Origin of the sequence: Paraburkholderia sp. Cpub6 (assembly GCF_014201065.1) — a bacterium.
GTDB classification, from domain to species: Bacteria; Pseudomonadota; Gammaproteobacteria; order Burkholderiales; family Burkholderiaceae; genus Paraburkholderia; species Paraburkholderia tuberum.
In genome coordinates this window covers 299,748-314,065 of the sequence record NZ_JACHDM010000004.1, presented here as the reverse complement: position 1 = coordinate 314,065, position 14,318 = coordinate 299,748, and the positions used below count along the sequence as shown (strand labels likewise).

14 protein-coding genes and 1 pseudogene are annotated in these 14,318 nt (G+C 64.6%); 8 read left to right on the top strand and 7 right to left on the bottom strand.

Annotated features, from left to right (window positions below):
- Positions 1 to 51 precede the first annotated feature (51 nt).
- Both HDG33_RS10380 and HDG33_RS10375 read left to right on the top strand, forming a co-directional pair.
- Positions 52 to 804: a TerC family protein gene (locus HDG33_RS10380; protein ID WP_184025263.1), complete on the top strand. Its 753-nt coding sequence runs from the start codon at positions 52 to 54 to the stop codon at positions 802 to 804.
- A 7-nt stretch (positions 805 to 811) separates the two neighbouring features.
- On the top strand, positions 812 to 1,072 hold the full coding sequence (locus tag HDG33_RS10375) for a zf-TFIIB domain-containing protein (protein WP_184025261.1): 261 nt from the start codon (positions 812 to 814) through the stop codon (positions 1,070 to 1,072).
- Positions 1,073 to 1,119: 47 nt separating this feature from the next.
- Here the strand turns inward: HDG33_RS10375 and HDG33_RS10370 are convergent, their stop codons facing one another.
- Genes HDG33_RS10370 through HDG33_RS10355 form a run of 4 tightly spaced genes read right to left on the bottom strand, consistent with a single transcriptional unit; the run spans position 1,120 to position 5,665 of the window.
- The gene (locus HDG33_RS10370) at positions 1,120 to 1,752 is read right to left on the bottom strand and encodes a DUF2894 domain-containing protein (protein WP_184025258.1); all 633 of its coding nucleotides are present in this window, start codon (positions 1,750 to 1,752) and stop codon (positions 1,120 to 1,122) included.
- The gene (locus tag HDG33_RS10365) at positions 1,745 to 2,398 is read right to left on the bottom strand and encodes an OmpA family protein (protein ID WP_184025255.1); all 654 of its coding nucleotides are present in this window, start codon (positions 2,396 to 2,398) and stop codon (positions 1,745 to 1,747) included. The genes HDG33_RS10370 and HDG33_RS10365 overlap by 8 nt, the downstream gene beginning before the upstream one ends.
- On the bottom strand, positions 2,395 to 4,752 hold the full coding sequence (locus HDG33_RS10360) for a DUF802 domain-containing protein (RefSeq protein WP_184025252.1): 2,358 nt from the start codon (positions 4,750 to 4,752) through the stop codon (positions 2,395 to 2,397). The genes HDG33_RS10365 and HDG33_RS10360 overlap by 4 nt, the downstream gene beginning before the upstream one ends.
- A 10-nt stretch (positions 4,753 to 4,762) precedes the next feature.
- Positions 4,763 to 5,665, bottom strand: coding sequence for a DUF3348 domain-containing protein (locus tag HDG33_RS10355; protein ID WP_184025249.1), 903 nt, complete (start codon positions 5,663 to 5,665; stop codon positions 4,763 to 4,765).
- A 252-nt stretch (positions 5,666 to 5,917) separates the two neighbouring features.
- Here HDG33_RS10355 and HDG33_RS10350 point away from each other — a divergent pair, with 252 nt between their 5' ends.
- Positions 5,918 to 7,150, top strand: a complete 1,233-nt coding sequence (locus HDG33_RS10350) for an FAD-binding oxidoreductase (RefSeq protein ID WP_184025246.1) — start codon at positions 5,918 to 5,920, stop codon at positions 7,148 to 7,150.
- A 177-nt stretch (positions 7,151 to 7,327) separates the two neighbouring features.
- Here HDG33_RS10350 and mctP read toward each other — a convergent pair whose 3' ends face one another.
- Both mctP and HDG33_RS10340 read right to left on the bottom strand, forming a co-directional pair.
- Complete coding sequence (mctP, locus tag HDG33_RS10345; RefSeq protein WP_184025242.1) at positions 7,328 to 8,809, bottom strand: monocarboxylate uptake permease MctP; 1,482 nt, start codon at positions 8,807 to 8,809, stop codon at positions 7,328 to 7,330.
- Entirely contained in the window at positions 8,806 to 9,003 is a 198-nt protein-coding gene (locus tag HDG33_RS10340) for a DUF3311 domain-containing protein (protein ID WP_090807102.1), read from the bottom strand. Before HDG33_RS10340 ends, mctP begins: the two co-directional genes overlap by 4 nt.
- A 240-nt stretch (positions 9,004 to 9,243) precedes the next feature.
- Here HDG33_RS10340 and HDG33_RS10335 point away from each other — a divergent pair, with 240 nt between their 5' ends.
- From HDG33_RS10335 to HDG33_RS10315, 5 genes and pseudogenes are all read left to right on the top strand, one after another.
- Entirely contained in the window at positions 9,244 to 10,659 is a 1,416-nt protein-coding gene (locus HDG33_RS10335) for a cache domain-containing protein (RefSeq protein WP_184025239.1), read from the top strand.
- A complete protein-coding gene (locus HDG33_RS10330) occupies positions 10,656 to 11,309 on the top strand; it encodes a response regulator transcription factor (RefSeq protein WP_184025236.1) in 654 nt (217 codons plus the stop codon). Before HDG33_RS10335 ends, HDG33_RS10330 begins: the two co-directional genes overlap by 4 nt.
- Positions 11,310 to 11,359: 50 nt before the next feature.
- A complete protein-coding gene (locus HDG33_RS10325; RefSeq protein WP_184025233.1) occupies positions 11,360 to 11,902 on the top strand; it encodes a hypothetical protein in 543 nt (180 codons plus the stop codon).
- 81 nt (positions 11,903 to 11,983) lie between these two features.
- A pseudogene (locus tag HDG33_RS10320) lies at positions 11,984 to 12,593 on the top strand (MetQ/NlpA family ABC transporter substrate-binding protein); the annotation flags it as partial.
- Between the two features lie 57 nt (positions 12,594 to 12,650).
- Positions 12,651 to 12,863, top strand: coding sequence for a hypothetical protein (locus HDG33_RS10315; RefSeq protein WP_184025751.1), 213 nt, complete (start codon positions 12,651 to 12,653; stop codon positions 12,861 to 12,863).
- Between the two features lie 33 nt (positions 12,864 to 12,896).
- Here the strand turns inward: HDG33_RS10315 and cls are convergent, their stop codons facing one another.
- Positions 12,897 to 14,171, bottom strand: a complete 1,275-nt coding sequence (cls, locus tag HDG33_RS10310; RefSeq protein WP_184025230.1) for a cardiolipin synthase — start codon at positions 14,169 to 14,171, stop codon at positions 12,897 to 12,899.
- Between the last annotated feature and the right edge of the window lie 147 nt (positions 14,172 to 14,318).

Sequence of the window (14,318 nt, the reverse complement as noted above, 5' to 3'; positions counted from 1 at the left end):
GGCCCATGATGGCGGTTCCGCCGCTCGCGGCGCACTCGATTCCGCCACCTCATGGACTCCCTGTTCGCACTCGTTGCCGATCCCGCCGCGTGGGCCGCGCTCGTCACGCTGATCGTGATGGAGATCGTGCTCGGCATCGATAACCTGATCTTCATTTCGATCCTCAGCAACCGCTTGCCGGAAGCGCAACGCGCGCGCGCGCAGCGCATCGGGCTCCTGCTCGCGCTGGTGATGCGGCTGCTTCTGCTCAGCACCATCGCGTGGATCACGAAGCTGACCGCGGTCGCGTTCACGCTGTTCGATCATGGCTTTTCGTGGCGCGATCTGATCCTCGTCGGCGGCGGCCTGTTCCTCGTGTGGAAGGCGACCACCGAAATCCGTCAGCACATGATCCCCGATGACGAACTCGCCGCGAAAACCAGCTCGACCGTGCAGTTGACCGTGGCGGCCGCGATCGGCCAGATCATCCTGCTGGACCTCGTGTTTTCCGTCGACAGCATCATCACCGCGGTCGGCATGACCGAGCACCTGCCGATCATGTTCATCGCGGTGATCGTGTCGATCATGGTGATGCTGTTCGCCGCGCAGCCGCTCGCGCGCTTCATCGATCGCAATCCGACCATCGTGATGCTGGCGCTGAGCTTCCTGCTCGTGATCGGCATGGCACTGATCGCCGATGGTTTCGGCTCGCACGTTCCGAAGGCGTATATCTATGCGGCGATGGCGTTTTCCGCGTTCGTCGAGGCGATGAACATGCTCGCGCGGCGCGCGAAAACGAAACGTCTGGCAAGCAGCGAGGAGTGATGCCGTGATGAAATGCCCAGTCTGCAAAACGATCGGTCTGCTGATGACCGAGCGCCGCTCGATCGAAATCGATTACTGTCCGGACTGCCGAGGCGTATGGCTCGATCGCGGCGAACTGGACAAGTTGATTGCGCAGGATGACGGCGACGGCTCGCGGCGCGGCGAGCGTGCCCTGGAAAGCGAGCGGCAGCGTTACGAGGAGCGTCGCGACGAACATCGCGAGTATCAAAAGAAGCGCTCGATTTTCGATGTGTTCGACTTCGACTGAACGCTTCGGCGGCTTGGCGCACGCAAATTCCAGCCGCCGTTAGCGCATCAGCGCGCCTTCTTGCGAACGCCCTTGCCGGTCGTCGCGGCGCGCGGCGCTTCCTTCTCGAGCGGTGCGCCGCCGTTCATCTGCTCGAACCACGACAGCGTGTCGACATACGACAGAAATTGCTTCAGATATTCCGGCGACAGCTCGCGCATCAACGACAGCGCGCGATGTACGAGGCTGCTCGAATTGAGCGGTCCCGCGTTGCCTGGCACCTGCGCGAGCGACTGGCGCAACTGCTTTTCGGTGCGCAGTTTGGACCAAACTTCACGGAAGTAGTCGACTGCGGGCAGATCGGGATAGGCGGCAGCGTGCGGAGCATCGGCGCGCGCGTGGTGGCGGGCGAGGCGTTCGATCAGCGCCGCGAGCGTGGCGTCATTGGCCGCGTTGGCTTCACCGGACGTGGCTTGAGACGCGCTCTCGTCCGCAGCGGCACGCTCGACCTCGGCCGTATATTCAGCCAGCAGTCCTGCCAATCGTTGCTCGAGCACTCGTCGCGGCTCGCCGCTGTGCTGTGCCGCGCGCCGCGTAAGCGCGTCGAGCAGATGAAAGCGCACCGGATCGAGCCGAGCCGCGCCGCTCGCGCGCCATGCATCGAGCCTCGCGCGAGCCGCGTGGATCGCGTCGTCAAGCACCGGACTTCTCCGCTGCCGCCGCACTCGACGGCCGCGGCACCGGCGCGATTTCGACGCGGCGGTTTTTCGCGCGGCCGGGTTCGTCGGCATTCGAACTGACCGGCTGCTCCGAGCCGAACGCCGCCGCAAACACCGACGACGCCGACACGCCCTCGTCGATCAGCGTGCGCGTGACCGTCAACGCGCGCTGCGCCGACAGCTCCCAGTTATCGGCGAAGCGTCGATTGCCTTCGCGCAAGCGTTGATCGTCGGTGAAGCCGCTGACCATCAGAATCTGATCGCTCGCGCGCAGATACGCGGACAGCGGCCCGGCGAGACTCTTCAGCAGCGCGCGACCCTCAGGCTGCAGCTGGGCGGAGTTCAGCGCGAACAGCACGTTGCCGCTAATGCCGATGCGCCCATTGACGAGCGTCACGCGCCCCGCCGCGAGCGGTCCCGCGAGTGCCTGTTCGAGCGTCTTGCGGCGCTGCGTTTCAGCCTGGCGCTGCTTGACCTCCTGCTCGAGCTTGCTCGACAGTTCGAGCTGCACGCCAATCACGCTGACCAGAATCAGCACGAACGCGCCGACCAGCACCGACATCAGATCGCCGAACGAGGCCCAGATCGGCGCGGAGGTTTCCACGCCGCCGTCGATGTCCTCGCTCATACCGCGTCGGCTCCGGCGGTCGCGCGCTGCGCGGCCAGCAACTGCAGGTCTTCGACGATCTGCTTCTGCGACATCACGCTGAGGTCGACCACGTCACGCGCCTGCGCGACGTAATAGGCGAGCTGTTCGTCGCTGCGCGCGAGCGATTTGTCGAGCGCTGCTTCGATGCGTTCGAGATGTGCGACGAGCTTGTCGTTCGCTTCGCCGAAGGTGTGCACGGCCGCGCCGAATGCTTCGCCGAGGCTCGCGACTTCGACCGCGCTGCCGGTGACCTGCGCGGCGACCGTGCCGAGCTTGCTGGTCTCGTGCTCGAGGTGTTCGGTGAAGCGATTGCCGACGCGTTCGAGCAGACCCGCCGACGTCGAGACCAAGGCATCGACGGCCGTGCGTTGCTCGGTCGACGCGTGGGTGACTGCGTCGAGCAGCGTCTCCAGCGTGGCGAGCAGACGACTGCGCTCTTCGAGCATCGCGGTGTCCCGGACCATGCTGTCCGAGAGCTTCTGGCGCAGCTCCGCGACGACTTCGGCAGCGGCCTTCGGCGCTTCGGACGCCGCTTGCACGAGGCGCCCGATTTCGGCGATCGTCGCGCTGGCATGCGTTTGCGTCTGCGTGGAGATATCGCGTGCGGTTTGCTCGAGTGCGTCGCAGATTTGCTGCTGACGGGTCGCAGTTTGCAAACCCGTTTGCTGCCATTGTTCGTCGAGCTTTGCGGTCATCGCGGCGAGCGCTTCGGTCCATGCCGCGAAGCGCTGTTCGTCGCGCGCGGCGAGTTCGGCTTGCAGGTTTGTCGCCGCCTTCGGTGCTTCAGCCGCGGCTTGAACCAGTCGATCGATTTCCGCGATCGTCGCGCTGGCATGCGTTTGCGTCTGCATGGAGATATCGCGTGCCGTTTGCGCAAGCGCGTCGCAGATCTGCTGCTGATGGCTGGCGGCTTGCGCACCCCTGTGCTGCCATTGTTCGCTGAGCTTCGCACCCATCGCGTCGAGCGCCTCGGCCCACGCGCCCAAACGCTGCTCGTCGCGCGCGCTCAGTTCGGTCTGCAAGTTCGCATGCGAGCTACCGACCGCGCTCAGCAACGCCGCGGCATGCTGCCCGAACGTCGCGGCGGCGCGCGCCAACGCCTGTTCGTTGTTGGCGGCGAGTTTGTCACCCGCGCTTTGCTGCTGAGCCAACGCGTCGCCCCAGGCCTGCGAGATGCCGCTCGCCGTCGCTTCGAGCCGCGCGGACACGCCGTCGAGCAGCGCGAGCGAGCGCTGTTCGAACGCTTCGGCAACGCGTTCGACCGAAGCGCGCTGTTGCGCAGCCAACTCGTCGCTCGCCTGCCGATGTCCGGCGAGCGCGCTGTGGCAAATCTCGGCGACGTTCGCGCTGGTCGCCGCGAAGCCGCTCGACATGCCGTCGAGCTGGCGCTGCACGGCCTGGGTGACCGCGTCGTGCAACGCGGCGGTTTCGCGCGAGAGGCCGGCCATCGTCGCTTCGACGACCGGCTGCAGGGTCTTGCCGGCGGCCTGCGCGCTGCCGGCCACGCTGTCCTTCAGCGACTGCTCGATCACACCGGCGAGCCGCAGATAGGCGGCTTCGGTGCGGCCGTAAAACGCGTCGAGGCTCGCGATCTGCCGCTCGTTCGACGCGGCGCTCTGCTGTTCGAGCGCGCTCATCATCGTCTGCAGACGTTCGACCAGCAGCGGCGTCGCTTCGGCCTGGCGTTGCAGCAGCCGGAAGCTTTCTTCGCGCTGATGGCTCTGCGAGTAGACGCGCAAAGTCGTCGCGATCTTCGCGTCGAGCTGTTGCGCCGCTTCGAGTCGCTCGCGGCGGGACAGCGCGGACAGCAGCCCGAGCATCGCGGACGTCGCGACACCCGCGATCGACGTGCCGAACGCGAAGCCCAGCCCCTTGACCGGCGCGGCCAGCGATGCGCGGATCGCCTGCAGGTCGCTCGCGCTCTCCAGCGCAAGGCCGGTGCCGCGCAGCGTCATCACCATGCCGAGCAGCGTGCCGAGCATGCCGAGCAGCACCAGCAGACCGACCAGATACGGCGTCAGCGCGGGTCCCGGCAACGCGACGCGCTCGCCTTCGACGCGCAGCCGCACGCTATTGCGCAGACTCGGATGGACAGCTTCGAGAAACGCGGCGAGGCTCGGCGGTGGTCCGGACAACGCGGCGAGCGCGCCTGTCAGCGTGGCGGTCGCCTGACCATAGCGGCGCAATTCGAGCGCGCCTAGCACGTAGAAGACGCCGATCAGCAGCGTGACGACGAACGCGAGCGGATTGGAAACGGCATAACCGACGGCGATCCAGCACGCCGCGGAGAGCCCCGCGAGAAATACAACGAGATCGATACGATATCTGGACATGGGGTCCCAGTTAGCAGGCGCGAAGAGCCGCGAGCAGCCCTTCGACCGGTTGAAAACGAACATCCAGCTCGGCCAGCAAAACGCTCTGCATGTCCTTGCAGAAGACGTCGAGCCAAGCCTCGGACGCGAGCGGCACGGCAGCGTTGCCGCCATCGGTCGACCTGGCGAGCCGCGTGGCTGCGGTGCTCGCTTTGACGTGAGCCAAGGCCGCTTCCAGCTGCATGGCTGCAGCGCCGGCTTCGACTTCGGCCGACTGCTGCCGCGTGGGATCGGCATCGGCGGCAACTTCGGCCGCTGCTTGCGCCTCCGCCATCCTCCGCTTCTCACCCTCGCGCAAGCGCTCGAAGTGCCCGCCGAGCAACCCGGGCACCGCGCCGAGCAAAGTCCGCTCGCGCTCGCCGAGCGCACGCTCCATCACCGCATCGACGACCGCGAGCCGCGCGAGCGACGGCGCCTGCGTCGCCAGCAGCGCGCGCAGCCGGCCGCGCAACGTGCCGATCGCCGTTTCCATCGACTGCTGAAGCGCGAGATAGCGCTGTCGGAACACCGCGTAGTCGGCCTGCGTGTCGACCGCCACGCGCGGCGCCGACATCCGGGCGAACGACGGCGACGGGCCACGCCGCCGTGAGCCGGCGAGCACGCTATCGCTCGCGATTGCGCTCACCAGCGAGCGGCGCACGCGCGTGCACTCTTCCTCTTCCGCACGGCCGAACGCGCGCGCGCCACCAGCGACGGACGGCGGCTTGCCATCCAGCGCCGACGACAACGCGATCGCGTCGGTCCAGCCGAGCCACTGGCTCAGCCGATCCGCCAGCGATTGTCGCGATTCGGCGACGTCGGCCTCGGCGAGACGGGCCAGTAAGCGAACGAGCGCAGGCCCAGTGAGGGCGCTGCGCTGAGGGGCTTGCAACATACCACCGGACGCAAAAAAGTCAGCAGTTTACACGCTGACGCCAGCGAGCCCGAAGTCGCCCGCTCGATCGTGCGTCGAAAGACACGGTTTTGCCCGATCGAACCTGGCATTCGAGCGTTTTCCCGAGCGCGGCTTTTTTGCCAATAGCGAAGCGGACCTATCCCTGTATAAGATGAAAGCTGGCGCCTCGCTGCGCACGAACACGGCGAAGCGTTGACAACACACAGAACACACGCAAGGCGGACAGGGAGCATGAAATTCGATACCGTGGTGCTCGGCGCCGGCATTGTCGGGGTGTGCGTCGCCGTGCATCTGCAGAAACGCGGCCGCGCGGTTGCGCTGATCGACCGTAAGCAGCCGGGCAACGAGACCTCGTTCGGCAACGCCGGGCTGATCCAGCGCGAAGGCGTCTATCCGTACGCGTTTCCGCGCGGGCTCGGCACCCTGCTGCGCTACGCGCGCAACCAGTCGCCCGACGTGCGCTATCACGCCGACGCGATGCTGCAGGTTGCGCCGTTCCTGTGGCGCTACTGGCGCAACTCGCATCCGGCGAAGCACGCGGAAATCGCGAAATCGTACGCGACGCTGATCGAGCATTGTGTCAGCGAACATCGCGCGCTTGCCGCGGATGCCGGTGCCAGCGCGCTGCTGCGGCCGATCGGCTGGATCAAGGTGTTTCGCCATGCCACCGCGCGCGACGCCGAAACCACCCTCGCCGAACAGTGGCATCGCGAGTACGGCGTCGAGTTCGAAACGCTCGACGCGCCGCGCCTGCAACAGCTCGAACCCGATCTCGACAAGCGTCTGCAAGGCGGGCTGCGCTATCCGCAATCCGATTCGGTCAGCGATCCGAACGCGCTCGTCACCGCATACGCGCGGTACTTCGAAGCGCTCGGCGGACGGTTCTTCATCGGCGATGCCGATACGCTGCGTGAAGGCTGGCAGGTCGAGACGCGGGACGGGGCGATCACGGCCGAGTCGGCGGTGATCGCGCTCGGACCGTGGTCGGATCGCGCGAGCACGCGGCTCGGGTATCGGCTGCCGCTCGCGGTCAAGCGCGGCTATCACATGCACTACGCGCCGCGTCGGAGCGCGCGGCTCAACCATCCGATTCTCGACGTCGAACACGGCTATGTGCTCGCGCCGATGGCGCGCGGCATCCGTTTGACCACGGGCGCCGAAATCGCGCGACCCGAGGCGGCCAAGACGCCGGTGCAACTCGACGCGGTCGAGCCGATCGCGCGCACGCTGTTTCCGCTCGGCGAACGTCTGGATGCCGAACCGTGGATGGGACGCCGCCCGTGCACGCCGGACATGATGCCGATCATCGGGCCCGCGACGAAACATCAGGGACTGTGGTTCGCGTTCGGCCATGCGCATCATGGTCTGACGCTCGGACCGGTGACGGGGCGGCTGATCGCCGAGATGATGACCGGTGAGCAGACGCTGGTCGATCCGCGGCCGTTTCGAGTCGAGCGGTTTTAGCCGGATGGTCTGCGGCCTGCTCGAAATCTCCGCCTTCATCGCGCAATTATCGCCATCTCACGCTAAAGCCACCCTCACGGCACGCTTCCGACCAAGCCACCAGCCGTCGAAGCAATTAAAAAAACGCCGCGGGCCAACAGCCCCGCGGCGTTCTTCATCGAGCCGGACAACCGTCGATCAGGCCGTCACGGCAACCCGTCGCGGCGACACTGCCGACACCGCGAAGCTCACGACGATATTCGCGACGAGCGCGATCAGGCCGATATACAGCGGATAGTTCTCGTGGCCGAAATGCAGGCCATACACCGGCTTGAGCCCTTGCGAAATCGCGAGGCCCGTGCCGAGCACGATACCGACGAGCCAGCCGACGAACAGACCCGGCGTGTTCAGACGGCGGGTGTACAGCGTGAACACGATGGCCGGGAAAATTTGCAGAATCCACACGCCGCCGAGCAGTTGCAGATCGATCGCATACTGCGTCGGCAGGAACACGATGAACAGCAGCGCCCCGAACTTGACGACCAGCGAAACGATCTTCGCATTGGCTGCCTCCGCCTCGGGCGAGATGTTCGGCGACACCAGCGGACGCCACAGATTACGCGTGAACAGATTCGCCGCGCCGATCGACATGATCGCGGCCGGCACCAGCGCGCTGATCGCAATCGCGGCGGCCGCGAAACCGACGAACCACGACGGGAACAGCGTGCGGAACAGGGTCGGCACCACGTCGCTTGCCGACTTCACGTTCACGCCGGCGGCGATCGCCATATAGCCGAGCAGCGCGATCAGGCCGAGCAGCACCGTGTAGGCCGGCAGGAAGATCGCGTTCTTGCGCACCGTCTTTGCCGACGCCGACGACAGCACCGCCGTCATCGTATGCGGATACATGAACGCGGCGAGCGCCGAGCCGAGCGCGAGCGATGCGAACGCCGTGTACTGATTCGGCTTCAGCAGGATACCGGTCGCGCCGCCCTTCGCCTGGAAGTGCGCATCGGCCAGTTCGAACACGTGCCCATAGCCGCCGAGCTTCGCCGGAATCAGCCACACCGCCGCGATCACGACGATATAGATCATGATGTCCTTGACGAACGCGATCATCGCCGGCGCGCGCAGGCCGCTTGCATACGTATAGAGCGCGAGGATCACGAACGCGACGATCAACGGCAATTCGCCGCTGACGCCGAGCCCCTTGATCACGACCTGCATGCCCACCAGCTGCAGCGCGATATACGGCATCGTCGCGACGATGCCGGTCAGCGCGATGGCCGCCGGGAACCACTTGCCGCCGTACTCGCCGTGCACGTAGTCGGCCGCGGTGATGTGGTTCTTCGCGTGCGCAATCTTCCACAGCTTCGGCATCACGGCGAACACGAACGGATAAACGATGATCGTGTACGGCAGCGCAAAGAAGCCATACGCGCCCACCGAATAAACGAGCGCGGGCACCGCGATCACCGTATAGGCGGTATAGAAATCGCCGCCGACGAGGAACCACGAAATGACCGTGCCGAACTGCCGTCCGCCGAGACCCCACTCGTGCAGTTGCGTCAGATCGCCGCGTTTCCAGCGCGCCGCGAAAAAGCCGATCACCGTGACGAGCACGAAGAACGCGATGAAGACCGTCATCGCAACCGGGTTCACAGGATTCAGATCGCTCATTTGAGACCTCGATACACGATGTAAATCAGCAGCGAGGTCAACGGCACCCACAGAAACTGATACCAGTAGAAGAACGGAAAGCCCGCGAGCGGCGGATGCGTGTCGTTATAGAACGGCAGCCACAGCAGCGCGATATAAGGGATCAGCAAAATGAGCCAGAGCCATGAACGGCCGGCCGAGGGGGAGGTCTCCACGAACGTCTCCTGAGTATTATCGACAGCGCGCGCGATGGCTCGTGGCCCGACGCGCAAATGCCCGGTTGCCTGAGGTCAGGCGGAAAATCGGGGAACGTCGCACACTCGAGCGCCAGGCCTCGCGCGGCGCGGTATGCGACGGGCATGTAGTATTCGCCTTCGCGCGCTTGCTTTCAAGCGCGCAACTACGTAAGCCGTCTACGTAATGTTACGTAGCCCGTTGACTGGCTTTTTTCAACGATGAAACTCAAAGCAAAGATAGTGCTGCTCGCGATCGTGCCCTTTCTGGTGGCGATCGCCAGCATCGAGACGGGCGTGCGCCGCGAAGCGACCGCACTCGCCGAGCGGCAGCACGCGACCACCCAGGCCGCGTACATGGCGAGTAAGGAGATCGAGCTCAAGCACTACGTCGAACTCGCGACCACCGCGATTGCGCCGCTCTACGAAGCCGGAGGCGACAACGCACGCGACGACGCGCTGCTGCGCACGCGTGCGCTCGCGGTGCTCGAAAAGATGAATTTCGGCGAGGACGGCTACTTCTTCGTGTACGACCTGCACGGCCGCACGCTGATGCATCCGCGCGAGCCGGATCTGGTGGGTCGGGATCTGTGGTCGTTGCGCGATAGCCATGGCACGCCGACGATCCAGCAGCTACTCGCCGCAGCCGCGCGCGGCGGCGGCTATGTGCGCTATCTGTGGCATCGGCCGTCGACCGGCAAGGAGGAGTCGAAACTCGGCTACGTGGTGCCGCTCGAACGCTGGGGCTGGATGCTCGGCACCGGCATCTATCTCGACGACGTCGACACGACGCTCGCGCACATCGACGGGGAGGCCGCGGCCAATATCGATCGCACGATGAAGTGGATCGACGCGATCGCGGTGGCTGGCCTCGCGGTCATTGCGCTGTGCGCACTCGTGCTGAACGTGACCGAATATCGCAGTGCCGACGCGAAGCTGAAGCGGCTCGCGCAGCAGGTCGTCGAGTCGCAGGAAAACGAGCGAGCGCGCCTGTCGCGCGAATTGCACGACGGCATCAGCCAGATGATGGTGTCCGTGAAGCTGCTGCTCGAATCGGCGCTCGCGCGGCTCGAACGCGGTGACGCGCGCGTGCCTGCCGCCGAGGCCGCATTGTCCACCGGACTCACGCGGCTCGGCGATACGCTGCGCGAAGTCCGGCGCATTTCTCATGCGCTGCGTCCGTCGATGCTCGACGATCTCGGCGTCGCGGCCGCCCTCGAACAACTGACGCGCGAACTCGGCGACGAGTCCGGCATCGCGATCGGCTTCACGCAGATCGCGCATACGCATGCCGCCACGTTGCCCGACACGGTCAACACCGTGCTGTTTCGCATCGCCCAGGAAGCGCTGACGAACATCGTGCGACATGCGCAGGCGTCGAGCGCGGCGCTTGCGCTCGAGGTTTCGCGCGATGCGGTCACGCTGACGATCTCCGACAACGGCCGCGGCTTCGACGTGACCGAAGCATTCGTCGGCGGACGTGAAGGTGTCGGCCTGCGCAACATGCGCGAACGGCTCGAAGCGCTCGGCGGCACGCTGTCGCTGAACTCGCAGCCGGGGCACACCGTCGTCGCCGCGCGCGTGCCGCTGCCCACGACGCATGCAACGGTGCCGTACCTGCAGGAACTCTCATCATGAACGACACGGCCTCTCCTTCCATCGCGCGTCTGCTGCTCGTCGACGATCATCCGCTCGTGCGCGACGGTCTGCGCGCACGGCTCGAAGCAGTGCGCCACTTCGAAGTGGTCGGCGAAGCGGGCGACGCGCAGCAAGCGCTCGTGCTGGCCGAACGACAGGCGCCGCATCTGGCGCTGATGGATGTCGGCATGAAAAGCGGCATGAACGGCATCGCGTTGGCGGGCCTCTTTCACGAGCGCTTTCCGGCGATTCGTGTGCTGATGCTGTCGATGCACGACAACCTCGAATACGTGACGCAGGCGGTGCGCGCGGGCGCGAGCGGCTACGTTCTGAAGGATTCGCCGGCGCTCGAAATCATTCAGGCGATCGGCGCGGTACTCGACGGCAAGACGTTCTTTAGCGCGGAGATCGGTGCTCGACTGATCCAGGCGTCGGCGACGCAATCGCCGGTCGAACGCTTGACGCCGCGCGAGCGCGACATTCTCGATGCGCTTGCCGAGGGACTGTCGAGCAAGCAGATCGCGCAGCGCAACGATCTGTCGGTGCGAACCGTGGAGACGCATCGGCTGAACCTGAAGCGCAAGCTCGATATCGAAGGACAGGCCGAGTTGATCAAGTTCGCGGTCGAGAACCGGCGCAACAAGCGTTGAGGTTCGCGGGCGCGCGATAATGAGCGGTCCACACCTGGAGCGACCACGGCATGAAGCGCGTGTTCGAACTGAGTCTTGCCGGTCTGATGATTTGCGTGGCCACGGCTCGCGTTGATGGCGAACCGGCGCGCGTCAATCGCGGCCACGATCCATTCCTGCAGATATCCAAAGCGATTGCCGATTGCCCAACTCCGCTTGGCCCATTCGAAACCGAAAAGGAATGGCTCGACGATAGCCATTACAGAATCGAACGCGGCAATAGCTGCTGGATCGAAGGCCGTTGCCGTTTGCCGAACGCGTATCTGTACGACGCGGAAATCGCCGAGAGCGTGCAACGGCGTCTCGCGAATCTGAACGTCGCGACGCACTGGCGCGAGCAATCGACGCTATGGCTCACGCTGCAACGCCGCTTTATCTACGTCGAAGGCTGCGTCGCGCCGGGCTTCGACAAGAAGACTTTCCTCACCGAACTCGCCAAAACGGCGGACGTCGAGCGCGTGATCGACAACACGATCACCGATCCTCACGCCGCGCAGTTGCCTTACCGAACCCAGGCGGACCCGGACAAGCCCGTGCTCGATCCGGGCAATTAGCGCGGTAGATGGCGCAGCAGGCCAATGTTGTGATCGAGGTTCTCGACCATGCCCGCGTAGATTTCCATGTATCGAGCCTGCGATCGGCCGTCGCGGATCGACGCAGCGCTCGTCGCGAAACAGATCGACGTCGCGAGCTTCGAAGACGAACCCGCACTCGACGCGCAGCGCAAACTGCATGGCTACGCACTGACGAGTGTGGCCACGACCGTCACGTTTCCGGTCGCGCTGTACTCGCGCAAGCTGACGAACCTCGGGCAATTGCAGCGCGGCGCGACGATCGCGATTCCAGACGACCCCGCCGGCACGGCACGCGCGCTGAACCTTCTGCAAAACGAAACGCTGCTGACGTTCCGCGATAGCGCGGGCCTGCACGCGACGCTCGCCGACATCACGAGCAACCGCCTCCATCTGAAGATTCGCCGGGTACCGCGCGCGTCTGTACGACACGTTGAACAGCGTCGCGTTCGCGGTGTTCGACAGCGACACAGCGGCGCGCTCAGGTCTTCGTCCCGCTCGCGATGGTCTCAGTCTCGAAGACGCGCGCTCGCCGCATGCGAACGTGCTGACCGTGCGCGACAGCGATCGCCACAACGCATGGGTCGCGCAACTGGTCGCCGCCTATCATTCGAACGACGTCGCGCATTTCATCCTCACGCGTTATCAGGACTCGGTGCGTCGGCCGTGGTGAAACACGTTTTCGCTTTCCTGCTCCGCGTGCGGTCGATGCTGCAACAGTCCCCCGTCGATGACGCTGGCGGATTTGTTTCGCCATCGCAACCGGTACTCACACGACGCCGGCTCGACGATCGTCCGGTCACGCAGCAACTGCGGCGGCTTTGCCAATGCGTATCAACACGCAAAGGCGCGCCTCGTCGATGTGGCTGCCGTTGAGCGCCGCAATGGCGAGCGAGCAGTGCGCCCCGACGTCGAAGCGTATCTGAGCAGCGCCGTTCATTGATCCGTCGGCGCCTTTACACGTTGCTATCGGCATTCAAAGCTGTGTATCCAGTAGCCGCACGAACTTTTCGACGAGCTTCTCGGTGAACGAACGCCGCGTCCATGCTTCGAGCGTGACGCGCTTCGACTTCGCGATGTCGTCGTCGAACGCGGCCGTCTGCTGCGTGGCGAAATCGCGGTCGTAGATGTTCAGGTTCGCTTCGTCGTTCAGCTTGAACGAGCGGCTATCGAAGTTCGTCGAGCCGACCGACACCATATACTCGTCGACTACCAGCAACTTGCAATGGAACATGGTCGGTTGGTACTCGTAGATCTCGACGCCCGCTTTCAGTAGATCGCCCCAACACGCACGCGACGCTTCGCGCACCGTGTGCGTGTCGATGCGTTTGCCCGGCGTGACGATCTGTACTTTCACGCCGCGTTTCGCGGCTTCGACGATCGCGTTGATGGTGAGCTTGTCGGGCACGAAGTACGCGCTCGCCAGCTGCAAACTGCGCGTGGCGGCGGTGATGGCCATCAGATACATCAACTGCATGTCGTCACTGCCGCCCGACGGCGAACTGCTGAACATATGCGCGAGACCCTGGCCCGCTCCTTTCGGCTCGGCATCGATGTGCGGAAAATACTCGGGACCGTGCAATACGCTGCTGGTCGCCTTGATCCAGTTGTCCATGAACACGGCCTGCATATGGCCGACCACTGGACCCGTCACGCGAAAATGCGTATCGCGCCAATGCTTTTCGTCCTGCGCATTGCCAGTCCACTCCGGCGCTATGCCGACCCCGCCCGTAAAACCGATCCGGCCGTCGATCACCAATAGTTTGCGGTGCGTACGGTCGTTCATGCGACCGAGTCCGGTCCAATGCGGCTTGTGATACTTGACCACTTCGGCGCCGGCCTCCCGCAGCAGTTGCAGATAGCGCCGATCCATTTTCGACGAACCGACCCAGTCGAGCAGTACATGCACGGCGACACCTTCGCGCGCCTTATCGGCAAGCGCACGCGCAATCTGTCCGCCGATCTCGCCAGACCAGTAAATGAACGTTTCAAATGTGATGGTTTCGCGTGCCGACCGAATGCCCTCGAGCATCGACGGAAAGATCTGGTCGCCGTTGAGCAGCATCTCGAAGCGATTACCCGGCGCCACGGGTGGACCGAGCAATAAACCCATCGAACGAAGGAATTGCGGATCTTCGCTCTTATAAAGCCGCTCGATTCTGTGTTCTATTTTCTTCTCGCCGCTCGACAGATTGGCGATCAGCAGAACGATCACGAGCGTGACGAACGCGGTAATAGAAATGGTCAGCATGCGTGGCCTCGATGGCGGGCGGCGGGTCACGGCATACGAGTCCCGCATCCGACGGGAGAATGCCGAACTCGTGCCTGGCTTTCACTATCAGCACGTCATGCACGGCGCGTGCCCGGATCAGGACCGCGCCTTGCTTTCTGGTTCCAA